Consider the following 25,954-nt stretch of genomic DNA (forward strand, 5'->3'; position numbering starts at 1 on the left):
CGCGCGGAGCGCGCGCCCGGCGTCTGAGGGTACAAAAATCAAACCGCCTTCAGGAAGGTCAGCAGCTTGTCCGAGGCCGCGGCCTTGTCGGTGCGGTCGATGGCGGCGAGTTCGGCGGCCAGGCGGTCCAGCGCCTGTTCGTAGATCTGCCGTTCGGAGAAGGACTGGTCCGGCTGGCCGGCGTTGCGGTGCAGGTCGCGCACGACCTCCGCGATCGCCAGCGGGTCGCCGGAGTTGATCTTCGCCTCATATTCCTGGGCGCGGCGGGACCACATCGTGCGCTTGATGCGGGCGCGGCCGCGCAGAACTTCCAGCGCCTCGGCCATGTGGTCGCCGGTCGCCAGCTTGCGCAGGCCCGAGGAGGCGGCCTTGTTCACCGGCACCCGCAGGGTCATGCGGTTTTCCTCGAAGGTGACGATGATCACCTTGAGCGACATGCCGGCGACGGGCATGTCCTCGATGCCCTGCACCTGGCCGACGCCATGGGTCGGGTAGACCACATGGTCGCCCGGATGGAATTCCGGCGGCGGGCCCTTGGGGCGGGGCGGTGGCGGCGGGCTCGCGCCCTCCTCATCGTCCTGCGGCAGCGGGCGCGGGCCGCCGCGCGGCGGGAACATCGGCGGCCGGGGCGCATTGGAGGCGCCGGAGCCAGGGCGGCCGGGCGGGCGATGCGGCGGCGGGGGGGAATCCTGGCGCGGTGGCAGCGGCGCCGTGCCCGCCTTCTTTTCAGGCTTGGCGACCTTGATCTCGGCGGAGGTCTCGGCCTCCGGCTCGGATTTCTGGGTTGTCGCCGGACCGGACTTCGCCGTCTCGCCGGTTTTCGCCTGGGCGGTTTGCTTCATATGGCCACCCGATTCTGCATCCCGCACCCCGGCTGCCCCCGTGCCGATGGCAAGGGGGCCCCAGGCTTGGGCATGTCATGGACCCGATGGGCGGCAAGGCGGCTGCATGGCGCCGCAACTTCCCGATCCCATTGATTATGTAATACAAAGCGGGGCGAATTGCCACCCCCCGGCCGGAATCGGCTTCGCTTGACCCTCGTTGAAGGGCTCAGGCCTTGCCGGGGGCCGGGTCGAACAGGTCCTTCTTGCCGGGCTTGTCCTTCCACTCATCCGCATCGTCCGGCGCTTCGCCCTTCCGGGTGATGTTCGGCCATTGCGTGGCGTAGGTGCGGTTCAGCTCGACCCAGGGCGTCGCCTTGTCGTCGCTGTCCGGCAGGATGGCCTCGGCGGGGCATTCGGGCTCGCAGACGCCGCAGTCGATGCATTCATCCGGGTGGATGACGAGCATGTTCTCGCCCACATAGAAGCAGTCCACCGGACAGACTTCCACGCAGTCCATGTATTTGCACTTGATGCAGTTCTCGGTGACGACGTAGGTCAACTGCGCCTCCGGCGGGGATGCGGGGCCGCGCCCATTGGCGGCTCCACCACCGCGCCAGTTCGGGGCCGCGGCCAGCCCCACATGGCCCAGCATCCGGCGCATGGCAAGCGGTTGCGCTGCATCATCACGCCGGTTCCGGCCCGGATCGTCCCTCGGGCGCGGGATCGGAGAGGTCTTCATACAACCCGCGGGCCTCGCTGGCCGGGCCGCGCCGCGCCGCCAGGGCCAGCACGCGCCAGATGCGGACCTCGCCCGCCATGGCCAGTGTCAGCACATCGCCGGGGCGCAGCTTGTAATGCGGCTTGTCGGTCCGCTGGCTGTTGACGCGCACGCGCCCGTTGGAGACCTGGCGCGCGCATTCGCCGCGCGTCTTGGCGATGCGCGCGCACCAGAGCCAGAGGTCGAGCCGCTGGAAGGCGGGCTCAGCCTCCACGCGTCAGTCCTTGCGCAGCTTCAACTGGGCCAGCACGGCGAAGGGCGAATCCGGCTTGGGGCCGGAGGACCATTCGCGCGGCTGCCGGTCGCCGCCGCCCCGGTCGCGGTCGCGATCCGGGCGCGGGAAACGGTCGCCACCGCGCCGGTCGGGGCGCGGCCCCTCGGGACGCGGACGGTCGGCCTGGGGGCGATCCCCCTGGGGCCGATCCCCCTGGGGCCGGTCACCCTGCGGGCGCGGCGCCCTATCCCCCTGGGGCCTGTCACCTTGCGGCCTGTCACCCTGGGGACGATCCCCCTGCGGCGGCCGATCCCCTTGGGGCCGATCCGGCCGGGGGCGACGTGGACCCTCGAAGCGCGGGCGGTCCTGGCGCGGTGCCTCGGCCGCGGCGCCTGCGGTACCGGCTTCCGCCGGCGCGGCATCCCGGCGCTGTGGCGGCCGGCCGCGGTCACGGCGCGGGCCATCATGGCGCGGGCCATCCTCACGCTTGGGCCGCAGCTCCGGCGGGATGGGTGGGCCGAAATAGATCGGACGCGGGCCGGCATCGGCCGGGCGCGGCGCACGTTCGGGCCGCGGACCACGTTCCCCACGCGGCACATCGCCCCGCGATTGGTCGCCCCGATGCTGGTCGCCCCGAGGTTCCCCGCGCGCATCGCGACGCGGGCCGCGCGGCCCCATTGGCCGGTCCTGCCGCACCACGCTGATGCGCGGCGGGACAAGCGGGCCGAACTGCCCCTCCTCCAGCGGCGGGGAGGGCATCAGCCGGAAGCCCATCGCCTCCAGCGCCATGGACAGCGTGTCGCCCTTCACCCCGAGGCGGGAGGCAAGACCCTCCGGCACCGGCGCGGCAGCACGGCGGGTCAGATAGCCCAGCTCGCCGGCAATCCGCTCCGCCACATCCAGCCGCAGCAGCACCCGCCCGGCCGGCAGCCAGCCGGCGATCTGGGCGAAGCCTTGCGGCCAGCCTTCCGGCCCGCGCGGCGTGTTCGGGTCTTCCGGCGCCGGCAGCGGCGTTTCCGGCAGGGTGACGGAGACCAGCCCCGGATTCGGCAGCAGCGGCGTCGGGATATTGCGGCGCAGCGCCCAGAGCTGCGCGCGCAGCCCCATGGCGCGCGGTTTCAGCACGTCCGGCAGGTACATGGCGTAGCGCCCGGCGCGGATGCCGATGGCCTTCAGCCGCGCCCGCAGCTCCGCCGGAATTTCCCGCTCGGTCGCGCCGGGGGCGAGGCCCATCGCTTCGCGCAGCCGGAAGGCCGGGCCGCGCAGGGTATTGTCCTCGGCCGCCTTGGCCTCGATCGCCTCCAGCCCGCCGAGCTCGCGCTTGACCAGGGAGTCCATCCAGGCCGCGAGCCGCACCCGCACCCGTTCCCGCTGGGCATTGTCCAGGAATTCGGTGGCGATGACGTCGACATGCGGCTTCAGCGGCTCCGGCCCCGGGCGCAGGCGGGCGATCTCGGCCTCGTCCCAGATCACCCGGTGCTGCGGCGTCAGCCGGAAGGCGTCGTCCTTGGCGACCTCAAGACTCGCCAGGCGGCGGGGGATTTCCTCGCGCAGGGCGCGGCGCGCGGCGCGCAGCACCAGGCGCTTGTCTTCCTCCTTGGTCGCCTCGGCATCCGGCTGGAAGTGGAAGCCGGTGACCTTGCCGACCGTATGGCCTTCCACCACCACCTCGCCCTGGCGCGTCACGGCGGAGAGCAGCGTCTCCTCCGTGTCATCCAGGCGGCGGATCAGATGGGCGGCGCGGCGGTCGACGAAGCGGGCGATCAGGCGCTCATGCAGCGCGTCGGAAACCGCTTCCTCGGCCTTGCGGGCTTCCGCCTGCTGGGTCGCGGCATCGGCGATCCAGTCGGCGCGGGCGGCGATGTAGGACCAGATGCGGATATTGGCGAGGCGGGCCATCAGGGTGTCGAGGTCACCCTCGACATTGCCGAGTGCGGCGATATTGCCGGCCACCCAGTCGCTTGGCAGCCGGCCATCCGTCGCCAGATGCTCGAAGATCTTGGCGCAGAGCCGCGTATGGCTGTCATCCGCGATCTTGCGGAAGTCCGGCACCTGGCAGGCTTCCCACAGCAGCCGCACGCGGGCGCGGCCCTTGCCGAGTTCCCGGATTTCCGATTCGCGGGACAGGGCGTTCAGCGTGATGTGGTCGACCGCGTCATTGCCCTTGGCGAGGCCGGGCGTGGGCGGCGCGGTGGCAAGGCTGTCCAGCAGCCCGTCGATGCTGGCGAAATCCAGGTCCGAATTGCGCCAGGCGATTTGTGCCAGTGGCTCGAAGGCATGGCCTTCTATCTGGCGGGCCAGCTCATCCGGCAGCGGCGGGCATTCGGCGGTGGTCCCGAAGGTGCCGTCGCGCATGCCGCGGCCGGCGCGGCCGGCGATCTGGGCGGCTTCCTGGGCGTTCAGCGGGCGGATCTGGTGGCCGTCGAACTTCTGGAGGTCGGCGAAGGCGATGTGGTCGACATCCATGTTCAGGCCCATGCCGATGGCATCGGTCGCGACCAGGAAATCCACCTCGCGATTCTGGTACAGCGCCACCTGGGCGTTGCGCGTGCGGGGCGACATGCGCCCCATCACCACGGCGCAACCGCCCCGGCGGCGACGGATGGCCTCCGCGATCGCATAGACCTCGGCCGCGCTGAAGGCGACGACGGCGCTGCGCGGCGGCAGTTTTGTCAGCTTGGCGGGGCCGGAATGGGTCAGCTGCGACAGGCGGGGCCGCGTCTCGATCTCGGCCTGCGGCACCAGTCGCTGAAGCAGCGGCCGGATGGTCTCGGCCCCCAGAAACATGGTTTCGACCATGCCGCGCGCATGCAGCAGGCGATCCGTGAAGATGTGCCCGCGATCGGCATCGGCGCAGAGCTGGATCTCGTCCACCGCGACGAATTCAGCGCGGCGGTCCAGCGGCATGGCTTCCACCGTGCAGGCGAACCAGCGCGCCTCGGGGGGGACGATCTTTTCCTCCCCGGTGATCAGCGCGACGTACTTCTCCCCCTTGGCCGCGACCATGCGGTCGTAGTTCTCGCGCGCCAGAAGGCGCAGCGGGAAGCCGATGATGCCGGAGGCATGCGCCAGCAGGCGAGTGATCGCCAGATGCGTCTTGCCGGTATTGGTCGGGCCAAGCACCGCGCGAACGCGCGGGGCAAACATCTGGCCATGGGACATGTGATGGTCGGACATATTGGGAATTGGGCATGGTCCGTGGGGGCAGCGGTTGCGTGGCACGCCATCGCGCCCTTGGCAACAGCAGCCACGCCGCAGGCCTTCATCGAAATGGCAACGAAGTGTCAATCTCCGCGGGTCAGACTGCCCCCGGTGGCCGTTCCCCCCGGGCCACATTCGGGCAGGAGGCCCAGGATGTCCGTAACGTTTCGGCGAGCCCTGCAGCCAGGGCCGCGCTTCGATTCCCCATCGCAGTCCGAGCCGAACGAGGGTCGCCTTGCCTGGATGATCGGCCTCGGGGCGCTGCTGGGTCTTTGCCTGACCGCAACCGTGCTGCTGCCGCGAAGCGATGCGCCATTGCCGTCACCCGATACGGCCGAGGCCCTCTCCTTGCTCGCACCACGTCCGGCGGAGCCCGCGACGCTGGGCGGGCTGGGCCGTGCCCTGGCGGTGCTGGAGCGGGACCTGAGCATCTGGCAACGGCTGGTGGCGCCGGAAGGCCAGGTCGATCTGGGCCCCCTGCGCGCCAGCCTGGCCGATGGCGCGGGCCCGGGGCGCCAGATGCCGGAGGCAGCGCCACGCGCGGGACTGGTCGAGCCGGCCGATGATGCCGCCGGCCTGGGGCTGATCCTGCTGGCGCTGGCGCTGGCCGGCGCCACGCTCTGCGCCGGGATCGCCGCGCTGCTGCTGGAGCGGCTGCTCTTCGCCCCCTTCCGCGCCTTGCGCGACGTGGCCGATGCCATGGCGGAGGGAAATCTGGACAGCGCGGTGCCCGGCACCGGGCGGGCGGATGAGGCCGGCGCCCTGGCGCGCAGCCTGGAACGCCTGCGCATCGCGACGCTGATGGCGCAGGAGGAGGTGGCGCCGGGCGCCGGCCCCGGGATCGAGGCGGCGACGCGCCATATCGAGCAGATCGCGGCCGGCGCCGCGGCCCGGGCGCTGGAGACCAGCCTCGCACCCGGTGCGGCGTGGGAGGAACTGGCGCGGGAGGCGCGGGAACTGGCGCGGCAGGTGGTGACCATCCGCGCCGCGGCCGGGCAATCCGTGGCCGCCATCGCGCGCCTGGAGGCAGAGGCGACCTCATCCGTTCGGGAGACGCATGCGGCCGGCTGAGCCGGTCAGCCCAGCAGCAGGTGACCCAGCATCAGCAGGGCGCCGAGAAAGGTGGCGGCCGGCACCGCCATCAGGCGCATGTCGATGGCATCGGTCGGCATCTTGCGACCCGGGAAGCCCGGCCGCAACGGCAGGTCGCGCCATTGCAGCCGCAGGTAGCGGGCCGATTCGAGGACCCAGATGGCGGCGGCCAGTCCGATGCCCAGCTCCTGCATCGGCAGGCGCGGCACCAGCGTATCGGCGCTGGCCAGGGCGATCCACAGGGCTGGGGCGACGACGCCAATGACCAACATCCAGCGCAGGCCTGGATCCATCGCGGCTGACCTTTTCCTGACACGAGGCCCCGCAGCTTGGCGGATTTCCGCCATGCGGCAACAGGCCTTGGCGACGCTGCCCGGGCAGGCCAGCCTGCGCGGGTGACACCCGCCCTTCGCTTCGTCCTGCTCTACAGTGCCCAGTTCGTGGTGGTCGGCGTCACGCTGCCCTTCCTGCCGGCGGTGCTGGCCGACAAGGGGTTGTCGCCGCAGGAAGTCGGGGTGCTGCTGGCGGTGGGCTCGGCGGTGCGGCTGCTGGCGGGGCCGGCGGGCGGGCGGGTGGCGGATGCGCTGGGCGATGCGCGGGCGGTGCTGGTCGCCGGCGCGGCCATCGCGGCGCTGGCCGCCTGCGGCTTCCTGCTGCCGGCGGGTTTTCTTCTGTTGATGCTGGCGATGGCGCTGCACAGCGCCGCCTTCGCGCCGGTGGTGCCGCTGACCGATGCGCTGGCGCTGGCCGCGTCCCGCCGCGCGCCGGGCTTCGACTATGCCCGGGTGCGGGCGGCGGGCAGCATCGCCTTCATGCTGGCGGCGGTGGCGGTGGGGCAGGCGGTGGCCTGGGCCGGGATCGGCGCGGCGGTCTGGCTGATGCTTGCGGGGCTGGTCGCCACCGCGCTCGCCGGACTGGTCCTGCCCGCGTCACCGCCCCGGCCGGCGCGAGGCCTGGCGCGCGGCTGGGCCGGCTTCCTGGCGCCGCTGCGCATTCCGGCGGTGCGCCGGTTGATGCTGGTCTCCGCCCTGATCCAGGGCAGCCATGCGTTGTATTACGGCTTTGGCACCCTGCACTGGCAGGCGGCGGGGCTGGGCGCCGGTCTGATCGGCGGGCTCTGGGCCGTGGGCGTGCTGGCGGAGGTGGCGCTGTTCCTCTGGGGGCGGGGGCTTGTCGCACGACTCGGGCCGGTCGGCCTGTCGCTGGCCGCCGCCGGGGCCGGGGTGCTGCGCTGGGGGGTGACGGCGCTGACGGTCGACCCCTGGCTGCTGGTGCCGGCGCAGATGCTGCACGCCGCGACCTTTGGGATGCAGCACCTGGCGACCATGGCCGTGCTGTCCCGCGTGGTGCCGCCAGCCGAGGCCGGCACGGCGCAGACCCTGCACGCGGCGGTGGGCGTCGGGCTGTGGATGGGGCTGCTCGCCTTGGTCTGCGGGCCGCTTTATGCCTGGGCGGGTGGGGCCGGCTTCTGGGCCATGGCGGTGCTCTGTGCCCTGGCGCTGCCCGCCAGCCTGGCGCTGGGGGCGGCGATTGGTCCCAAAGCGCGATGACCGGAGGTGCGAAGGCACCGGAGGTCTGAATCGCGCGGTCTACAAATCCCGCCAGCCATCCCCGTACCAGACCCGCGGCGTGACCTTCGCGCGGCCGTCTTCCACCTCGATGCGGTTATAGGCATTGGGCGTGCCGCGCAGGCGGGTGGAGGTGGCGCTGCCGGCCTGGGCCAGCACCAGCGCGCCATCCCGCACCGGCCGCACATCGCCCAGATGCAGATGCCCGGTCAGCACCAGCCCCACCTTCAGCCGCGCGAAGGCGGCCAGCGCCGGCTCGGCATTGCCGACCAGCCGGGCGCCGGGCTTCAGCAGGGGGGCCTGGAAGGGGTGATGGGCCACGATGATGCGGAAGGGGCCGGGGGGCAGCGCCATCAGATGCGCCTCCGCCGCCGCCAGCCGGCTGCGCGAAACCCGGCCGCGCGCCCAGTTCAGGTAGAAGCCGGCGCGGCGGGCCGTGTTCATGCCGACCAGCGCCACCTCCGCATCGGTGAAGACCGGCTCCGTCTCCGGCCCCACATGGAAGCGCCAGCGGCGATAGGGGTCGGTGAAGCGCTCCAGCAGGTTGTAGGGCGACAGGTCGTGATTGCCCGGCACGGCGAGGAAGGGAATCCGCAGCCCGCGCAGGAATTCCATGGCGGCGATGAACTCGCTGTGCCGCGCGCCCTGGGTCAGGTCGCCCGAAACGGCGAGAAGGTCGGGCTGCCATTCCGCCAGTTCCTGCGTGAAGCTGGCCACCACCACCGGGTCATGGGCGCCAAAATGCAGGTCCGAGAGATGCGCGATGCGTCGGGCCATTCTCAGGCCGCGGCTGCGGTTTCGGCGGCGGCGCCCTCGGCCTCCCCGGGTGGCGGCACCAGCACGCGCAGCGAAGCGGGATGGATGCGATAGACCAGCGGCGGGGTCAGCAGCATCGCCTCCCCGTCATTCATCACCCGGATCGCGGTGCGCGGCGTGCCGATGGTCACCTGGCTCGCGGTGCGTTCCTGCACCAGGCGGGACCCGCGCCAGCTTCCCAGGAACATCCCGGCCATCAGCTTCACCCACCACCAGGCGCCGTAGCGCCGCGCGACATAGAGGGCCAACTCCCCGGCATCGAGGCGCGGGCGCGCCATCATCAGCCCGAAACCCTCCGCATAGCGATTGTTGGCCACCGCCAGCGCCCGGGTCCAGAGCCGGACGATCCGCCCCCCCTCCAGCGCCACCGACAGCCGCATCGGCCGATGCCGCCATTCGGAACGCAGCGCGGCGAGGGCGAAGCGAAAGCGCGGCAGCCAGCCACGCTTGCCGCGCCCCCGTTCCCGGTGCCGGCCGAGCCAGGAGGGGGAGCCGATGACCGAGGAACACAGGAAGACATGGCCGTTTACATCGGCCACGTCGATCACGCGGATATGGCCGTGCGACAGCGCGATGGCCGCGGCCTCCAGCTCCAGCGGAATGCCGAGATCCTTGGCCAGCATGTTCATGGTGCCGAGCGGCAGGATGCCCAGCGCCGTCTGCTTGCCCATCAGCCGTTCGGCGGCCGCCATGATGGAGCCGTCGCCGCCGCCCACCACCACCGCATCCGCGCCCATGGCGACGGCCTCGTCGAGGCGGGCGAGCAGGCCCTCGGCATGATCGGGGACCAGCACGGCATCCAGGCCTGCGGCCGTGAGATGCCGCGTGACCTCGGCCTCGATTTCCTCGCGGCCAAGAGCTGTGCCGGAGGCGGCGTTGATGACGACGGCGATGCGCATGTGACCCGCAACGGTTTGGCCAGCGAAAGGTTCGCCGGAGCTGTGTGATGACACCAGCGATGTTTGTGGGACAGGCTGGTGGGGCTTGAGCCTCACGTGATCGTGCCCTGGCGGGGATGCGAAAAGGGCGCGGCCCTTGCGGACCGCGCCCCCTTTCCTCAATCGCGCGATGCTCGGATCAGGCCGCCTTGGCCATCCCGCGCAGCACATAATTCAAGATGCCGCCGTTCTTGTAGTACTCGACCTCATCCGCCGTATCGACGCGGCAGAGCAGCGTCGTGCGGTGGGTGGTGCCGTCGGGGCGGTGGATGACCATGCCGACCTGCATGCGGGCCTTCAGATCCTCCAGCCCTTCCAGGTCGATGATCTCGGCGCCGGTGATGCCGAGGGACTTGCGGTCCTCGCCATTCTGGAAGGTGAGCGGCAGCACGCCCATGCCGACCAGGTTGGAGCGGTGGATGCGCTCGAAGCTCTCGGTGATGACCGCCTTCACGCCGAGCAGGAAGGTGCCCTTGGCCGCCCAGTCGCGGGAGGAGCCGGTGCCGTATTCCTTGCCGCCGAAGATCACCAGCGGCACGCCCTCCGCCTTGTACTTCATGGCGGCGTCGTAGATCGGCAGGATTTCCTCGGAAGGATGATGCTTGGTCATCCCGCCTTCGACGCCCGGCACCAGCTCGTTGCGGATGCGGGTGTTGGCGAAGGTGCCGCGCATCATGACTTCATGGTTGCCGCGGCGGGCGCCGTAGCTGTTGAAGTCGTGCTGGCGCACCTGGTGCTCCAGCAGATAGTCGCCGGCCGGGGAGGTCTTCTTGATGGCACCGGCCGGGGAGATGTGGTCGGTGGTGATGCTGTCGGCCAGCTCCGCCAGGATGCGCGCCCCGGTGATCGGCGGGATCGGCGGGATCTCCATCGTCATGCCGGTGAAATAGGGCGGGTTCTGGACATAGGTGGAGCCGCTGTTCCAGCGGTAGGTGTCGCTGTCCGTGTCGACGCGGATGGCCTGCCACTGCGCCGGGCCTTTGAACACGTCGCCATAGCGCTGCATGAACATCTCGCGGGAGACGGCGGAGTGAACCGTGTCGTTCACCTCCTTCTGCGTCGGCCAGATGTCCTTCAGATAGACCGGCTGGCCGTTGCTGCCGGTGCCGATCGGGTCGGTGGTGATGTTCAGCGTCACCGTGCCGGCCAGGGCATAGGCCACCACCAGCGGCGGCGAGGCCAGGTAGTTGGCGCGGACATTGGCGTGGACGCGGCCCTCGAAGTTGCGGTTGCCGGAGAGGACGCTGGAGACGACCAGCTTGTTGTCCTCGATGGCCTCCAGGATCGGGTCTTCCAGCGGGCCGGAATTGCCGATGCAGGTGGTGCAGCCATAGCCGACGGTCTGGAAGCCGAGCGCATCCAGATCCGCCGTCAGCCCGGCCTTGTCGAGGTATTCGGTGACCACCTGGGACCCAGGCGCCAGCGAGGTCTTCACCCAGGCCTTCGGCCGCAGCCCCAGCGCCCGCGCCTTGCGCGCCACAAGGCCGGCGGCGACCATGACATAGGGGTTGGAGGTATTGGTGCAGGAGGTGATCGCCGCGATCACCACATCCCCATGGCCGAGGTCGTAGTTACGCTCCGCCACCGGCACGCGCAGATCGGCCTTGTCGCCGGGCACGCCCATGGTGCCGGCCGCCAGATCCTTGGCGAAGCTGGTGGAGACCTGGGTCAGCGGCACGCGGTCCTGCGGCCGCTTCGGCCCGGCCATGGAGGGCTCGACCGTCGACAGGTCGAGTTCCATCGTATCGGTGAAGACCGGGTCGGGGGTGGAGGCATCGCGCCACAGGCCCTGCGCCTTGGCATAAGCTTCCGTCAGCTTGATGCGGTGCTCGTCGCGGCCGGACAGGCGCAGATAGTCGATGGTGGTCTGGTCGACCGGGAAGAAGCCGCAGGTCGCGCCGTATTCCGGGGCCATGTTGCCGATGGTGGCACGGTCGGCGAGCGCCATGTCCTCCAGGCCCGGGCCATAGAACTCGACGAACTTGCCGACGACGCCCTTCTTGCGGAGCATCTGCGTGACCGTCAGCACCATGTCGGTGGCGGTGACGCCTTCGCGCACCTTGCCGACGAGCCGGAAGCCGATGACGTCCGGGATCAGCATGGCGATGGGCTGGCCGAGCATCGCGGCCTCGGCCTCGATCCCGCCGACGCCCCAGCCGAGCACGCCCAGGCCGTTCACCATGGTGGTGTGGCTGTCGGTGCCGTAGCAGCTATCCGGGAACACATAGGTGTCCGGGCCGTCCTGCGACGTCCAGGCGACCTGGGCCAGATATTCCAGGTTCACCTGGTGGCAGATGCCGGTGCCGGGCGGCACGACGCGGAAATTGGCGAAGGCGGACTGGCCCCAGCGCAGGAACTCATAGCGTTCGCCATTGCGCTCGAACTCGACGTCCACGTTCTTCTGCAGCGCATTCGCGGTGCCAGAGAAGTCCACCATCACCGAGTGGTCGATCACCAGATCGACCGGCACCAGCGGGTTCACCTTCTTCGGATCGCCGCCGAGGTTGCTCAGCGCATCGCGCATCGCGGCCAGGTCGACCACGGCCGGAACGCCCGTGAAGTCCTGCAGCAGGATGCGGGCCGGGCGGAACGGCACTTCCTTGGTGGAGGAGCCCTTCTCCAGCCAGGCGACGACGGCCTTGGCGTCGTCCACCGTATAGCTGCGGCCATCCTCGAAGCGCAGCACATTCTCCAGCAGCACCTTCAGGCTGACCGGCAGCCGGCTCGGATCGCCGATGGCAGCAGCAGCCTCGGGCAGGCTGAAATAATGATAGTCCTTGCCGTCCACCTGAAGGGTACGGCGGGTCTTCAGGCTGTCCTGCCCGATCATCCGCATGGTCCGGGGTCCCCGTTCGCGTGGCGCCGGGTTGGGTGCCACCCCGGAAGCGGGGCGCCTTCCGCCAAGCCTGGCGCGGTTCCGCCGTGCCGCTTTCGCGACCGCAGCAGGCGGCTTAAACCACAGGGATGACGGGCGGTCCATCCGCCAGCGTCGCCAATGCGCGCGCTTGTGCGCGCCTTGTGTCCGACGCATGCCGGATTGGACCCTGCAAACCTGTGCAGGAGTTGTTTTCGTGCGCCGGGCCGTCGGCCTGGGTACGGGGAAGGGGGAGGGGTGCTGGAAGCGCGGGATCTGGCCTGCTGGCGTGGCGACCGGGCGATTTTCGCCGGCCTGTCCTTCACGCTTGAGCCCGGCGGGGCGCTGCTGCTGCTGGGCGCCAATGGCGCCGGCAAGTCCAGCCTGTTGCGGCTGCTGGCCGGGTTGATCCCGCCGGCCGAGGGCCTTCTTTTATGGCAGGGGCAGGATGCGCTGGCCGATCGCGTCGCCCATGCGGCGCGGCTGCGCTACCTCAGCCACCAGGATGCGCTGAAGCCCTCGCTGACGGCCGCTGAGAATCTTTCCTTCTATGCCCGGCTCTGGGGTGGGGAAGTGGCGGCGGCGCTGGCGAGTGTCGGGCTTTCGGAACTGGCGGAATTGCCGGCGCGGATGCTGTCCTCCGGCCAGAAACGGCGGCTGGCTTTGGCGCGGCTGGCCCTGGCGCCGGTGCCGCTCTGGCTGCTGGATGAGCCGACGGTGGGGCTGGATGCGGCCTCCGTCGAACGGCTCGGCGCGCTGCTGGCGGCACACCGGGCGGCGGGCGGCGCGGTGCTGGCCGCGACCCACCTGCCGCTGCCCCTGCCGGGCGCGCGGGAGCTGGTGCTGTGAGGGGCTTCAACGCGGTGCTCGGCCGCGAATTGCGGCTGGCGCTGCGGCATCCGGCGGACAGCCTGGCGGCGGTGATGTTCTTCGTGCTGGTCTGCGCCCTGTTCCCCTTCGGCATCGGGCCTTCCCCTGAAATCCTCGCCCGCATCGCCCCCGGCGCGCTGCTGGCGGCCGGGCTGTTGGCGGCGCTGCTGCCGCTGGACCGGCTGTTCGGGGCGGAGGCGGAGGATGGCTCGCTCGACCAGTTGTTGGTCTCCGGCCTGCCGCCGGCGCTGCTGGCCGCGGCCAAGGCGCTCGGCCATTGGCTGGTCACCGGCCTGCCACTGCTGGTGGCGACGCCCGTGGCGGCGGCCATGCTCAACCTGCCGGTGGAAGCCTGGGGGGTGGCGATGCTGGCGCTGGGTCTGGCCACCGGCGTGCTGTCGCTGTTCGGCACGGCGGGGGCGGCGCTGACGCTGGGCGCGCGGCGCGGCGGGGTGCTGCTGCCGCTGCTGGTGCTGCCGCTGTCTATCCCCGCGGTGATCTTCGGCGCCGCCGCCATCGAGGCGGCGGCCGGCGGCATCCCGGCGCGACCCTATCTTCTGCTGCTGGCCGCCCTGCTGGCCCTGGCCGCGCCCCTGGCCCCGCTCGCCGCCGGAGCCGCGTTGCGGGGGGAGTAATTACCGGCGGGCCGGTCACTTGACCGGTCCGAGCGGCCGCCGCGCCCAGTGGCGCGCAGCCAAGCGGCCGGGTCGGGGCACTGCCCCGACGCGCCGGCGCCTGAGGCAGCTTCTACCGCCGGGTGCGGCCCCAGCCCGGCTCCTCCACCGCCATATGGCGCAGATTGGCGCGGTCGAGCATTGCATCCGTCTCCCGCCACGCCGCCGTCGCGATCTCCGTGCCGTCCAGATGCGGGCAGACGCGGTCGCGCATCAGCACCTGGCCGTCCACCACCACATCCAGCACATCCTGCCCATTGGCGAAGTAGACCACCCGCGCCACCGGCATGTTCGCCGGCACCATATGCGGGGCGGAGAGGTCGACGGTGATGACATCCGCCTTCTTGCCCTCCTCCAGGCTGCCGATCTCATCGCCCAGGCCGAGGCCGCGCGCCGCGTCGATCGTCACCATCTCCAGCGCCTTGCCGGGCGGGATCATGGTCTCGTCGCGGAAATGGCGCTGGTGGTAGCGGATGCATTGGAACATGTGGCGGAACATGTCGCCTGAGCGGTCCGGCGCGGTGGCGTCGGAGCCGATCATCACGGTCACCCCGGCCTCCATCATCTTCGGCGCCGGGCAATAGCCGCGGACGGCGGCGATGGCCGAGGGGTTGTGCACCACGCTCGTCCCCGTCCGCACCAGCGTGTCGATATCCGCATCCGTCAGCTCGGTGCAGTGGCTGAGCCAGGCATCGGGGCCGAGCAGGCCGAACATGCGGTCCGCCAGCTCGATGCTGCCCTGGCGATGGCCATCCTGGTGGAAGGGCGCGCCGCGCGACCGCCCGGCTTCGCGGACCAGATGACCCTGGCGCTCGATCTCCTTCACCTTCGCCGGGTCGTGCTTCGCCTCCCGGTAGACCGGCATCAGGGTGGCCACCTTCACGCGGCCCTTGTTGTGCCAGCGCTCCACCCCGGCGGTGATGACATCGAGCTGCTGCTCGAAGCTCACCGGCCGTTCGACCCCATCGGGGCCGACATAGGGGCGGGGGAAGGGCGGGCGGGTCGGGCCGAGCACCAGCAGGCTGCGGATGCCCACCTCCTCCGTCGCCTCGGCATGGGCATCGGTGAAGGCGCGGTCGTCCACCCGGCCGATGCTGTCGCCGCCGCCGAGCAGGGAGACGCCGGTGGTGACGCCGAAGCGCAGCCGTTCATAGGCCGCGAGCTTCGCCTCCGCCCGCCAGAAGCTGGGCGGGGAGGCGAGGGTGTAGATGACACGGCAGGCCTCCATCCAGGCGGCGCTGTCATTGTTGCCGAGCGTCTTCACCAGGCCATGGCCCGCATGGGCATGGCCGTCGATCAGCCCGGGCAGCACGGCGCGGCCGCGCGCCTCGATCACCTGCTTCGCATGGGGATGCGCCAGTTCCACCGCCTCGGTCGGGCCGACGGCCTGGATGCGGCCATCCTTGATGGCGACGGCGCCATCCGGCAGCACGCGGCGCTGGGTGTCCATGGTGATGACGACGCCGCCGCGGATGAGAAGATCGGTCATGGAAGTCCCTTGAATGGGGGGTACTCAAATCGGCACGGCCCCCTCACCCGGGTGAGGGGGACTTCGCGCGTCGAGAAAAAACGCAAGCGGCAGTCTCAATCCACCTTCACCAGCCACAGCCGCAGCCGGTTGTCCGGCGCCTGGCGCAGGTCGATCCCCCGCCGGGACGCCCAGGCGATGGGCTGCTGGAACAGTGGGATATGGGCGATCTCGGACCGCTCGATCTGCAGCGCCTGGCGGATCAGGGCGCGGCGGCTGGTCTCGTCCGGGGCTTCCGCGGCCTGGGCCACCAGCGCGTCGAATTCCGCATTGGACCAGCGGCCGTAGTTCAGCCCGCCGGTGGTGCGGCTGTTGGTGCGCAGCACCTCGTTCAGCGTGGAATAGGCATCGGCCAGCGGCAGCCCGGCATGGCCCAGCATGTACATGGAGAAGTCGCGCGTCGCGGTGCGGCGGGACCAGATATTGGTGGGCTCCGACTGCAATTGCAGCCGGATGCCGACCCGGGACAGCATGGCGGCCACCGCCTGGCAGGTGCGCTCGTCATTCACATAGCGGTCGTTCGGGCAGACGATGCCCACAGAGAAGCCGTTCGGGAATCCTGCCTCCGCCAGCAGGCGCCTCGACGCCTCTGGATCATAGGGCAGGCGCTCGTTCAGATCGGCCGGCGCGCCGGTCAGGAAGGGGCTGACCATCATGCCGGCGATCCAGGCCTTCTCGCGCATCACCGTTCGGCGCAGGGCGTTCACGTCGATGGCGCGGTAGATCGCCTCCCGCACCCGGCGATCCCGGAAGGGGTTCTGGCCGCGCACGTCGGAATAGAGCAGCTCGTCGCGCTCATAGTCGAAGCCGAGATAGATGGTCCGCAGCTCCGGCCCCTCGACCATCTGCACCCGCTGGTCCTGCAGCAGGCGCGGGATGTCCTGAAGCGGCACCTCCACATTCGCGTCGATGGCGCCCGACAGCAGGCTCGCCGTGCGCGTCGCGGCGCTGCGGATCGGCTGGAAGTTTACTCGAGTTAGGTTGTGCACGGGCGTATCCCACCAGCGTGCATGGGGTTCCAGCACCGTGCGTTCATCCGGCCGGCGCTCCGTGATGCGGAAGGGGCCGGTGCCATTGGCGGTGCGGGTCGCGCCCGATTCCTGCTGCGAGGACAGGTTGGCCGCATTCTCCGCATTGTTCGCCCGCGACCAGCCCTCATCCATCATGAAGAACTGGGTGATGGAGGCGAGCAGGATCGGGAAGGGGCGGTGCGTCTCGATCTCGATCGTGTGGCTGTCGAGCTTCCGGACCTCCTTGATCGCGCCCAGCAGCCCACGCGCCAGGGACCCCGGCCCGTTCACCCGCGCCCAGGTGAACAGCACGTCGTCCGCGTCGAAGCTCTCCCCATTATGGAAGACCACCCCGCGGCGGAGGTTGAAGCGCCAGACCGTGGGGCTGGTGCGTTCCCAGCTTTCGGCGAGCGCCGGCTCGATCTCGATGCGGTCATTGTGCCGCACCAGCGCCTCATAGACATTGCCGAGGAAGGTATTGGTGAAGGTGTTGTTGGAGGAATGCGGATCCAGCGTCAGCACATCCGCATTATAGGCCCAGGTGAAGGACTTCGCGGCCGCCGGCGCGGCCCCCATTGCAGCCATGGCGAGGCCGCCGGCGAGCAGGGCGGCAAGGGCAAGCGGGCGCATGGCGGGGGCTCTCCGGGGAGGGGGGTCGCGGCGGTCAGCCTCCTTCCGCATCGCGCAGGCGTCAATCGCATTCCGGCGCCATGCCGCTGTCCCGCCACGAAAAATCACCATCTTCGCAGGATCACCGAGGGGTAATCCGTATGCTGCATCCGATCCGCGCCTTGGCCATCTCCACACTGCTGCTGGCGCCCCCCGCCTTGGCCCAAACCGCCTTGGCCCAGCCCGCCGGCCTGTCCGAGACCACGCTGCACATCGCCGAGACCGCCGAAGTCACCCGCGCGCCCAATGAAGTGGTGGCCGTGCTGCGTGCCGAATCCCGCGCCGGCACCGCCGCCGCCGCCCAGGATGCGGTGAACCGCGCCATCGCCGCCGCCGTTGCCCGTGCCCAGGGCAGCAACGGCGTGCAGGTCTCGACCGGCGGCTACTGGACCGCGCGGGTGGAGGAAGCCCGCGCCTGGCAGGCCAGCCAGACCCTGACCCTGCGCGGCGCCGCCGCCCCCGCCTTGCTGGAACTGGTCGGCGCGCTGCAGGGCCAGGGCCTGGCCCTGGCCTCGCTCGACTGGACCCTGACGCGGGAGGCCGCCCGCACGGCGCGGGAGGAAGCCTCCCGCCTCGCCCTCGAATCGCTGCAACGCCGCGCCGGGGCCATCGCCACCCAGCTCGGCCTGCATCTGGTCGGGCTGCGGGAGGTGCGAATCGACGTGCCGGATCGCGCGCCGCGCCCGATGATGGCCATGGCCGCCCGCGGCAGCAGCCTGTCCTCCGCCGCCCCGCCCGTCGCCGTCGCCGAGGATACGGTGGTGACCGCGACGGTGGAGGCGGTGGCGGTGCTGCGCGCGCGCTGAAACCTTCATGATCTTGCGGCGTGCCCCCGCTCCGGCGGCGTTTTTTTGCGCCCCAGACCAAGACGGTATGCGAAACTGGCGCGCCGCCCGCCCAAAAACGCATTGCGGCCCTGCCGATTGCGTGGCTGCACAGCGGCTGCTTATGCGCTAGACCCACGGGATGGTGGCAACTCCATGACGGAAACTATTCAAATGGGTGTCGTAATCGGGGAGGTCGCACGCAAGCTGGGCTACCGCCCTGGCATGGCTTGTGCAGTTCTTGGCAACCCCCCGGGGATGACCTTCGGCCTTCCAAACGGAGCAACCGCGGCGGCGGACCTCATCCTCGCCTTCGCGGCGGACAAGGTGGCACTCCGCGCCATCGCGCCCCGCGCCCTCAACCTCTACGGCATCGGCGCCCGCCTCTGGCTCGCCTATCCGAAGAAAACCGGCCCGGTCCGCTCCGACCTCGACCGCGACCACGGCTGGGACCCGCTGACCACCGAAGGCCTGCTGCCCGTCACCCAGGTCGCCCTGGACGACACCTGGTCCGCCCTGCGCTTCCGGTTCCGCGAGGAAATCCCGAAAGTCATGCGCGCCGGGTCCTGAACATTGCCGAAGCCGTCAGCCCCACCGCTGACGGCTCCGCCAATGCGTCAGCCACCCCTCCGCGTCACGGCATTTCCCTCCGGCATGAGGCTGCGGTAACCTGCGAGGATTGCGCCCAGCCCGGCGCCCGACCGGATCCCGCATGACCCAAAGCCGCAGCCCGGCCAGCCCGATGCCAGCAGCAGCACGCCCCAGCCTGCCCACAGGTCCGCGGCCCGCGGCCCCCGACCTCAACCGCAGCGCGGTCGCCCGCTACCTGCAACTCGCCACCCTGTTCCGCCGCCGCGTCGAACAAGGCATCTGGCTGCCCGGCACCCAGATCCCCACCGTGGACGACCTTGCCGCCGAATACGGCGTCGCCCGCGCCACCATCCGCCAGGCGCTCGACCAGCTCGCCGGTGAAGGCCTGATCGAACGCTTCCGCGCCAAAGGCACCTTCGTCAGCACCACACCCCCGCAACGCCTGTGGTGCGACGTCGAAACCGACTGGAACGGCCTGCTCCGCTCCCGCGAAGGCGCCCATATCGAAATCCTCTCCGACACCCCGGGACAAGACCCGCAATCCCTGCCCGCCAGCGAAGGCCTGCCCGCACCCCTCTACCGCCACCTCCGCCGCCGCCACTGGCGCGACAACCAACCCTTCCTCCTCGCCGACGTCTGGCTGGACGAACGCCTCTCCCCCCAAATCACCACCGAAGACCTGACCACCAAAACCGCGCTCCGCCTGGTCGCCAGCATCCCCGGCGTGCGTATCGCACAAGCCCGCCAAACCCTGACCATCGGCGCCGCCGACGTCGAAGCGGCCGCCCAACTCCACATCCCCCTGAACGCCCCCATCGCCCACGTCCACCGCCTGGCCATCGACCCCGACGGCACCCTCCTCCTCATCGCCAACGGCACCTACCGCGGCGACATGGTGCGCATCGACGTCAAGCTGCGGTAAGGCCGGGGGAAGGTCGGCGCTGGTTGTTTGCAAGGAGGGCTCCGCCCTCCCTGCACCCTCCCGCGAAGGGGCAGTGGCCCCTTCGAACCCAGGGATGAGGGGCAGGATGGAGGAGGGGCATGGCGGAAGCGTCGGGCCAGGCGGTCGCGCCTTGCCCCTCCTCCATCCTGCCCCTTAACGGGATCCCAAAGGGACCACTGTCCCTTTGGCGGGGATCGGACGCATGCGTCCGATGGGGGCAGCGCCCCCTGCAATCACCAGCGCGACCTACCCCCGGGCCTAAACCTCGCTTGCCTTCGACACGAACCGGTCGAGGACGCGTTTGGGGCCGCTGTGGTCGAAGGTGATGTCCAGGCGGTCTTCGTCGATGTCGGTGATGGTGCCGTAGCCGAATTTCTGGTGGAAGACGCGTTCGCCTTTGGTGAGGGCGGTGTCGCGGGCGGGGCGTTCGCGTTGGTCCCAGGGGTTCACTTCGGTCAGGCGGGGGCGGCGGGCGAGCAGGCCTTGGCTGCCGAGGAAGACGCTGGGGGTGTCGGCCATGCGGTTCGCGCGGCTGGTGGATTGGCCTTCGCGGGTGATGGCGTCTTCCGGCAGTTCGTCGAGGAAGCGGGAGGGGATGGAGGAGGTCCAGTTGCCGTAGATCTGGCGGTTGGCGGCGTGGCTGATGATGGCGGTGCGCCGGGCGCGGGTGATGCCGACATAGGCCAGGCGTCGTTCTTCCTCGAGCGCCTTGTCGCCGCCTTCGTCGAGCGAGCGTTGGGAGGGGAAGAGTCCTTCTTCCCAGCCGGGCAGGAAGACGGTGTCGAATTCCAGGCCCTTGGCGGCGTGGAGCGTCATGAGCTGGACGCGTTCGGCTTCGGCGTTCTCGTCGGTTTCCATGACCAGGGCGACGTGGTCGAGGAAGCCGGCGAGGGTCTGGTAGTCGCCGAGGGCGCGCTCCAGTTCCCTGAGGTTTTCCAGGCGGCCGGGGGCTTCGGGGCTGCGGTCGAGTTTCCACATTTCTCTGTAGCCGGATTCGTCCAGCATGGTCTCGGCGGCGACGACGTGGCCCTCCTTCTCATTCACCTGCCGCCAGCGGACGAAGCCGCGCATGAGTTCGCGGAGTGCGGCGCGGGGTTTCGGCTTGAGGGTGTCGGTCTCGGCGATGCGTTCGGCGGCGAGGGCCAGGGGAATGTTCTCGGCGCGGGCGGCCTGGTGCAACGTGCGCATGCCGCTGTCGCCGAGGCCGCGCTTCGGCGTGTTGACGATGCGCTCAAACGCCAGGTCGTCGGCCGGTTGGTGCAGGATTCGGAGATAGGCCATGGCGTCGCGGATTTCCGCGCGCTCGTAGAATTTCAGCCCGCCGACCACACGGTAGGGCAGGCCGAGGGTGATGAGGCGTTCCTCAAAACTGCGGGTCTGGGCGTTGGCGCGGACGAGGATGGCGAATTCGGAGAGCGGGTGGCCCTTGCGCTGCGCCTGCTCGATCCGCTCGCCCACCATGCGGGCCTCTTCCACGCTGTCCCAGAGCGAGACGACGCGGACATTCTCCCCTTCCGCATCCTTGCGGCCGGGGCGCAGCGTCTTGCCGAGGCGCCCGGCATTGCGGGCGATCAGCCCGGCGGCGGCGGCGAGGATGGGCTTGGTGGAGCGGTAGTTGGATTCCAGCCGGACGATTCGGGCGCCAGGAAAGTCCTTCTCAAATCGAAGAATATTTTCGATCTCGGCGCCGCGCCAGGAATAGATCGACTGGTCGTCGTCGCCGACGCAGCAGATGTTTCTCTGATTCGGGTCCTCGTTCTGGGCGAGCAGGCGCAGCCAGAGGTACTGGACCAGGTTGGTGTCCTGGTATTCGTCCACCAGGATGTAGCGGAAACTGCGGTGGTACTCGGCCAGGATATCGGCGCGGGTGCGCAGGATTTCGGTGACGTGCAGCAGCAGGTCGCCGAAATCCGCGGCGTTCAGCTCGATCAGCCGGCGCTGATAGGCCTCATACAGGGATCGGGCGCGGTTGTTGGCGTAGTCCGAATCCTCGGCCGGCGTGATCCGCGCCGGGGTCAGGCCGCGGTCCTTCCAGCGCTGGATCACGGCCATCAGCCCCTGGGCTGGCCAGCGCTTGCTGTCGATGCCGCCGGCGGCTTCCATGATCTGCTTCAGCAGCCGCATCTGGTCGTCGGTGTCGAGGATGGTGAAGTTGGACTTCAGCCCGACGATCTCCGCATGCCGCCGCAGCATGCGGGCGCACAGCGCGTGGAAGGTGCCGAGCCAGAGGCCATCCGCCGGCTGGCCGAGGATGGTGGCGACGCGTTCGCGCATCTCCCGCGCCGCCTTGTTGGTGAAGGTCACGGCCAGCACCTGCCAGGGGCGGGCGCGGCCGGTCATCAGCAGATGGGCGAAGCGGGTGGTCAGCACGCTGGTCTTGCCGGTGCCGGCGCCGGCCAGCACCAGCAGCGGCCCGTCCAGCGTTTCCACCGCCAGGCGCTGTTCCGGGTTGAGCCGCGCCAGGTAGTCGGGCTGGGTCGTCGGCTGGCTCCCAGGGGAGCTCATTGACAGGAGCCCACGGAGCCGGCGGCGCAGATCCGCGTGCCATCGGTCCAGGTGGCGCCGTCCAGGATCACCCCGGTGAAATCGGTGCCGCCCAGCATGGCGCCGGTCAGGTCCGCCTGCGTCAGATCGGCGCGGTACAGCCGGGCCCGGCGCAGATCGGCGCGGATCAGCTTGGCGCCGCGCAGCGTGGCCCGGGTGAAATCCGCCTCCCGCAGTGTCGCGCCGGTGAAGTCGGCGCCGTTGAGGTCGGAGGAGACGAAGCGCACATAGGACCCCTCGACCCCGGCCAGATTGGCGCCGACAAGCTGGACCCGCTGGAGCGAGGCGTCGCGCAGCTGCATGCCGGCGAGGTTGGCATTGCTGAGGTCCCGCCCGTCCAGGCTGCAGCGCCGCCAATCCACCCCCGCGCCGGGCGGGTCGGTGCAGGCGGCCTGGGCCGGCGCGGCGCCGAGCCCGGCGGACAGCGCCAGAAGGGTGAAAAACAGGATGGCAAACCGGGTGTGATGACGGGGGCGCACCCTCGCGATATAGAACACAGGTCGAACAACTCCAACCTCTGACGTCCGCTTCCTTCTCTCCCCTGGCATCTGGGTTCCCTTGCTCCGTTTTCTCGAATGGTCAGCCCGCAAAGGCGGGGCGCTGTTGGGATTTGGTGTCTTCATCGGCGTGTTGCTGCCGCCCTTGGCCGCCGCGACACGGGATGTGGTGACGCCGGTCGTCGCCTGCCTGATGACATTGGTGTTGTTGCGGGTCGATTTCGGCCAGGTGCTTGGTTATCTGCGCCGGCCGCTGCTGGTGGCGGCGCTGCTGGGCTGGGTGTTGCTGGCCTGTCCGCTGCTGGTCTTCGCCATCGTCCGCATCCTGGGGTTCGAGGGGCCGCTCAGTGCCGCGGTGGTCATCATGGCGACGGGCTGCGCCGCCACATCCTCCCCGGCCTTCGCCCGGATGGTGGGGCTGGATGGGGAGATTTCACTGGTCGTCGCGGTGATCTCCACGCTGCTGGTGCCCTTCACCGCGCCGCCCTTGGCGCTCGGCCTGCTGGGGATCGACCTGGCGATCTCCCTGACCGGGCTGATGGCGCGGCTGTCCCTGGTGGTGGGGCTGCCGCTGCTGGTCTCCCTGGTGATCCGCCGGCTGGCGGGGCCGGCGCGGCTGGCGCGCTATGGCCGTGGCGTGGATGGGGCGGTGGTGCTGCTGGTGGTGTTCTACGGCTTCGGCGTGATGGATGGCGTGCAGGCCATGCTGCTGGCCGAGCCGCTCTGGGTTCTGGGTGGCATCGCGCTGGCCTTCGCCGGCAATTTCGGGCTGAACATCGCCACCGCGCTGGTCTTCCTGAAGGTCGCCGGGGCGCGGGTGGCGCTGTCCGGCGGCCTGCTGTCGGGCAATCGCAACATGGCGCTGTATCTGGCGGTGCTGCCGGCGGCGACCGATGCGCGCATCCTTATGTTCTTCGCGCTGTGCCAGTTCCCGCTGTTCCTGTCCCCGGTGCTGCTGCGCCCTGTCTATGACCGGCTGCGCCTGCGCCTGTTGGATTGAGGCACCCCTTGCCGCCGCCTGATCCACGCCCTGTTATGGGACAGGAAGCGCAACAAGGAAGACTGGCATGGCCTGGCCCGACCCGCATCGCCCTGGCGAGCCCGCCGACCCCTCCCGCCCCTGGCACTGGGTGGCGCGGATCGAGGATGGGGCGGCGGCCACGCCCCTGCCGATCGGCTGGAATGGCGCATTGCGCAACTGGATGGTCTGGGACGGCAGCGCGGTCACGGCAGCCGAGGCGGCGCGCCGCTTCACCTATCTCGGCCCCTGCCTGACGCCGGCCGAGGCGCAGGCCAGGGCGGAGTCCGCGCCTGAGGAACCGCGCGGCCTGGCGGCGCTGGCCGCTTCCGCCACCCCGCCGCCGCCGCCCGCCATGGTGTTCCGCAAGGACGCGGTGCGGAACCACCTGCTGATCTTCGCCGGCACGCTGTTCGGCACCCTGTTTCTGGCGGAGAAGGTGATCCGCTGGTAGCGGCGGGCTATCCCGCGTTCTGCGGCCGGACCCCCGCGGCGCGGGCGGCGGCGCCCCATTTCTCCATCTCGGCCTGGACGAAGCCGCGGGTCTCATCGGGGTTCGAAGTGACGACCTCCGCCCCGAGTTGCCGGTGGCGCGCCACCACATCGGGGCGCAGCACGGCGGCGGTGATCTCCCGGTGCAGCCGGTCCAGCACGGGCACCGGCAGGTTGGCCGGACCCATCACCATGCCCCAGGTGGAGGCCTCGAACCCCGCCACGCTTTCGCCCAGTGTCGGCACATCCGGCAATTGCGGCGCGCGGGTGGCGCCGGTGGTGGCCAAGGCCTTCAACGTGCCGGCCTGGATATGCGGCAGCGCGGCGGGAACGGTGTCGAACATGATGTCGACGCGCCCGGCGATCAGGTCGGGATGCGCCTGGGTCGAACCACGATAGGGCACATAGGTCATCTCGATGCCCGTCTGCTGGGCGAAGAGCACCGGCGCCAGCCGGACCACGCCCCCCGTGCCGGCGAAGGTCACATGGCCGGCCGGACTGGCCTTGGCATGCGCCACCAACTCCGACGGGGTGGAGGGCCCGAAGCTGCGCGCGGCGCAGAGCACCAGCGGGGTCTTCGTGGTCAGGCTGATGAAGGTGAAGTCCCGCATCGTGTCATAGGGCAGTCGGTAGAAGGCGGCGTTCACGGGATGGCCGACGGACACCAGGGCCAGCGTATGGCCATCGGCGGGCGCGCGCGCCACGACCTCCGTCCCGATGACGCCATCGGCGCCGGCGCGGTTTTCCACAGGCACCGCAACACCCATGGCCGCGGCCATGGGCTCCGCGATCAGCCGCGCGGTGATGTCGGAAACGCCCCCCGGCGTATAGGGCACCACGATCCGCACGGGGCGGGAAGGCCAGGCCTGGGCGCGCGCCAGGCGGCTGCCGAGGACAAGGGCGGGCGCGGCCAGAAGGGTCGCGCGACGGGTGGTCGTCATGGGCTTCACCTCCACATCCGGTCTGATGCCGGTGCGCCATGCTGGACCCAGCGCCGGGGGGAGGGGAAGGTCGTTCGTGCCCGGCGGGCTTCGCCCGCCTTGGCGTTTCCGGCGGGCCTCAGCCCGCCTTCGGCCTCGCCCCCAGCAGATGGGCGATGGCATAGGTCAGGTCGGCGCGGTTCAGCGTGTAGAAGTGGAATTCGTCCACCCCATTGGCCTGAAGCAGCCGCACCTGTTCTGCCGCCACCACGGCGGCGACCATGCGGCGGGTCTCCACATCCTCCTCCAGCCCCTCGAACAGCCTGCCCATCCAGGCCGGGACGGAGGCGCCGCACATGGCGGAGAACTTCTTCATCTGCCCGAAATGCGACACGGGCAGGATGCCCGGCACGATCGGCACGGTGATGCCGGCCGCGGCGCAACGATCGATGAAGCGGAGGTAGACATCGGTGTCGAAGAAATACTGGGTGATCGCCCGGGTCGCCCCGGCATCGATCTTCCGCTTCAGGAAGTCCAGATCGGCACTGGCGGAGGCCGCCGCGGGATGAGTCTCCGGATAGGCGCCCACCGAGATGTCGAAATCGCCGATTCGGCGCAGCCCGCGCACCAGGTCCTCCGCCTGGGCGTAGCCGCCCGGATGCGGGGTGTATTCGCTGGCGCCCGCCGGCGGGTCGCCGCGCAGCGCCACGATGTTGCGTACCCCGGCGGCCAGGTAGTCCCGCGCCACCTCATCCACCTCCTCCCTGGTGGCGCCGACGCAGGTCAGGTGCGCGGCGGGGGTGAGGGAGGTTTCCTTGGCCAGCCGCGCCACCGTGTCATGCGTCCGGCTGCGGGTGGTGCCGCCGGCACCATAGGTGACGGAGACGAAGCGCGGCCCCAGCGGTTCCAGCCGCCGTATCGCGGCCCAGAGCGCGGTCTCCAGCGCCTCGTTCTTCGGCGGGAAGAACTCGAAGGACAGTTTCGGCGGCGGCATCTCGGTGGGCACCGGAAGGCCGGCGACGCGCGGGCCGGTCAACCAACGCTGCAAGGTGCCAGGCAGGGCCATGTCCATGGTGCGGGTTCTCTCAC

The 25,954-nt window shown here is 70.3% G+C and carries 23 protein-coding genes; 9 read left to right on the forward strand and 14 right to left on the reverse strand.

The window, feature by feature from the left end; all coding sequences use genetic code 11:
- Positions 1–38: 38 nt before the first annotated feature.
- From JJQ90_RS07755 to JJQ90_RS07770, 4 genes are all read right to left on the reverse strand, one after another.
- Positions 39–842 (reverse strand): CarD family transcriptional regulator, encoded by an 804-nt coding sequence (locus JJQ90_RS07755; RefSeq protein WP_230410483.1) that lies wholly within the window; start codon positions 840–842, stop codon positions 39–41.
- A gap of 208 nt (positions 843–1,050) precedes the next feature.
- Positions 1,051–1,383, reverse strand: a complete 333-nt coding sequence (gene fdxA / locus JJQ90_RS07760) for a ferredoxin FdxA (RefSeq protein WP_216875198.1) — start codon at positions 1,381–1,383, stop codon at positions 1,051–1,053.
- 124 nt (positions 1,384–1,507) lie between these two features.
- Positions 1,508–1,816, reverse strand: coding sequence for an RNA-binding S4 domain-containing protein (locus JJQ90_RS07765; protein WP_216874109.1), 309 nt, complete (start codon positions 1,814–1,816; stop codon positions 1,508–1,510).
- A gap of 3 nt (positions 1,817–1,819) precedes the next feature.
- The gene (locus tag JJQ90_RS07770) at positions 1,820–4,978 is read right to left on the reverse strand and encodes a helicase-related protein (RefSeq protein ID WP_230410484.1); all 3,159 of its coding nucleotides are present in this window, start codon (positions 4,976–4,978) and stop codon (positions 1,820–1,822) included.
- Between the two features lie 192 nt (positions 4,979–5,170).
- Here JJQ90_RS07770 and JJQ90_RS07775 point away from each other — a divergent pair, with 192 nt between their 5' ends.
- Positions 5,171–6,088, forward strand: coding sequence for a HAMP domain-containing protein (locus tag JJQ90_RS07775; protein WP_216874111.1), 918 nt, complete (start codon positions 5,171–5,173; stop codon positions 6,086–6,088).
- Between the two features lie 5 nt (positions 6,089–6,093).
- On the opposite strand, the gene JJQ90_RS07780 is transcribed toward JJQ90_RS07775, so the two are convergent.
- The gene (locus tag JJQ90_RS07780) at positions 6,094–6,402 is read right to left on the reverse strand and encodes a hypothetical protein (protein WP_216874113.1); all 309 of its coding nucleotides are present in this window, start codon (positions 6,400–6,402) and stop codon (positions 6,094–6,096) included.
- Between the two features lie 102 nt (positions 6,403–6,504).
- On the opposite strand from JJQ90_RS07780, the gene JJQ90_RS07785 reads away from it, so the two are divergent.
- Positions 6,505–7,659 (forward strand): MFS transporter, encoded by a 1,155-nt coding sequence (locus JJQ90_RS07785; protein ID WP_216874115.1) that lies wholly within the window; start codon positions 6,505–6,507, stop codon positions 7,657–7,659.
- A gap of 39 nt (positions 7,660–7,698) precedes the next feature.
- Here the strand turns inward: JJQ90_RS07785 and JJQ90_RS07790 are convergent, their stop codons facing one another.
- From JJQ90_RS07790 to acnA, 3 genes are all read right to left on the reverse strand, one after another.
- Entirely contained in the window at positions 7,699–8,454 is a 756-nt protein-coding gene (locus tag JJQ90_RS07790; RefSeq protein ID WP_216874117.1) for a metallophosphoesterase family protein, read from the reverse strand.
- Between the two features lie 2 nt (positions 8,455–8,456).
- Complete coding sequence (locus tag JJQ90_RS07795) at positions 8,457–9,392, reverse strand: diacylglycerol/lipid kinase family protein (protein ID WP_216874119.1); 936 nt, start codon at positions 9,390–9,392, stop codon at positions 8,457–8,459.
- Between the two features lie 178 nt (positions 9,393–9,570).
- Positions 9,571–12,267, reverse strand: a complete 2,697-nt coding sequence (gene acnA / locus JJQ90_RS07800; protein ID WP_216874120.1) for an aconitate hydratase AcnA — start codon at positions 12,265–12,267, stop codon at positions 9,571–9,573.
- 276 nt (positions 12,268–12,543) lie between these two features.
- On the opposite strand from acnA, the gene ccmA reads away from it, so the two are divergent.
- Positions 12,544–13,134, forward strand: a complete 591-nt coding sequence (gene ccmA, locus JJQ90_RS07805) for a heme ABC exporter ATP-binding protein CcmA (protein WP_329959404.1) — start codon at positions 12,544–12,546, stop codon at positions 13,132–13,134.
- On the forward strand, positions 13,131–13,790 hold the full coding sequence (ccmB, locus tag JJQ90_RS07810) for a heme exporter protein CcmB (RefSeq protein ID WP_216874122.1): 660 nt from the start codon (positions 13,131–13,133) through the stop codon (positions 13,788–13,790). Before ccmA ends, ccmB begins: the two co-directional genes overlap by 4 nt.
- Before the next feature lie 112 nt (positions 13,791–13,902).
- Here the strand turns inward: ccmB and JJQ90_RS07815 are convergent, their stop codons facing one another.
- Together JJQ90_RS07815 and JJQ90_RS07820 are read right to left on the reverse strand one after the other, a co-directional pair.
- Complete coding sequence (locus tag JJQ90_RS07815; RefSeq protein ID WP_216874123.1) at positions 13,903–15,318, reverse strand: amidohydrolase family protein; 1,416 nt, start codon at positions 15,316–15,318, stop codon at positions 13,903–13,905.
- 95 nt (positions 15,319–15,413) lie between these two features.
- Positions 15,414–16,997 carry an ABC transporter substrate-binding protein gene (locus JJQ90_RS07820; RefSeq protein ID WP_216874124.1) on the reverse strand — a complete coding sequence of 528 codons (1,584 nt, stop codon included), beginning with the start codon at positions 16,995–16,997 and terminating at the stop codon, positions 15,414–15,416.
- Between the two features lie 140 nt (positions 16,998–17,137).
- On the opposite strand from JJQ90_RS07820, the gene JJQ90_RS07825 reads away from it, so the two are divergent.
- The 3 genes from JJQ90_RS07825 (at position 17,138) to JJQ90_RS07835 (ending at position 19,373) form a co-directional block, all read left to right on the forward strand.
- Complete coding sequence (locus tag JJQ90_RS07825; RefSeq protein WP_216874125.1) at positions 17,138–17,842, forward strand: SIMPL domain-containing protein; 705 nt, start codon at positions 17,138–17,140, stop codon at positions 17,840–17,842.
- A 276-nt stretch (positions 17,843–18,118) separates the two neighbouring features.
- A complete protein-coding gene (locus tag JJQ90_RS07830; RefSeq protein WP_216874126.1) occupies positions 18,119–18,430 on the forward strand; it encodes a hypothetical protein in 312 nt (103 codons plus the stop codon).
- A 142-nt stretch (positions 18,431–18,572) separates the two neighbouring features.
- Positions 18,573–19,373, forward strand: coding sequence for a GntR family transcriptional regulator (locus JJQ90_RS07835; protein WP_230410486.1), 801 nt, complete (start codon positions 18,573–18,575; stop codon positions 19,371–19,373).
- A gap of 279 nt (positions 19,374–19,652) precedes the next feature.
- On the opposite strand, the gene JJQ90_RS07840 is transcribed toward JJQ90_RS07835, so the two are convergent.
- Positions 19,653–21,899, reverse strand: coding sequence for an ATP-dependent helicase (locus JJQ90_RS07840; protein ID WP_216874128.1), 2,247 nt, complete (start codon positions 21,897–21,899; stop codon positions 19,653–19,655).
- A complete protein-coding gene (locus JJQ90_RS07845) occupies positions 21,896–22,435 on the reverse strand; it encodes a pentapeptide repeat-containing protein (protein ID WP_329959405.1) in 540 nt (179 codons plus the stop codon). Before JJQ90_RS07845 ends, JJQ90_RS07840 begins: the two co-directional genes overlap by 4 nt.
- A 106-nt stretch (positions 22,436–22,541) precedes the next feature.
- Here JJQ90_RS07845 and JJQ90_RS07850 point away from each other — a divergent pair, with 106 nt between their 5' ends.
- Both JJQ90_RS07850 and JJQ90_RS07855 read left to right on the forward strand, forming a co-directional pair.
- Positions 22,542–23,435: a hypothetical protein gene (locus JJQ90_RS07850; RefSeq protein WP_230410487.1), complete on the forward strand. Its 894-nt coding sequence runs from the start codon at positions 22,542–22,544 to the stop codon at positions 23,433–23,435.
- A gap of 67 nt (positions 23,436–23,502) precedes the next feature.
- On the forward strand, positions 23,503–23,907 hold the full coding sequence (locus JJQ90_RS07855) for a hypothetical protein (RefSeq protein ID WP_216874134.1): 405 nt from the start codon (positions 23,503–23,505) through the stop codon (positions 23,905–23,907).
- 7 nt (positions 23,908–23,914) lie between these two features.
- On the opposite strand, the gene JJQ90_RS07860 is transcribed toward JJQ90_RS07855, so the two are convergent.
- Entirely contained in the window at positions 23,915–24,886 is a 972-nt protein-coding gene (locus JJQ90_RS07860; RefSeq protein ID WP_216874136.1) for a Bug family tripartite tricarboxylate transporter substrate binding protein, read from the reverse strand.
- 118 nt (positions 24,887–25,004) lie between these two features.
- A complete protein-coding gene (gene metF / locus JJQ90_RS07865; protein ID WP_216874138.1) occupies positions 25,005–25,937 on the reverse strand; it encodes a methylenetetrahydrofolate reductase [NAD(P)H] in 933 nt (310 codons plus the stop codon).
- Between the last annotated feature and the right edge of the window lie 17 nt (positions 25,938–25,954).

This window comes from Falsiroseomonas oleicola (genome assembly GCF_019029495.1).
Taxonomy (GTDB): Bacteria; Pseudomonadota; Alphaproteobacteria; order Acetobacterales; family Acetobacteraceae; genus Falsiroseomonas; species Falsiroseomonas oleicola.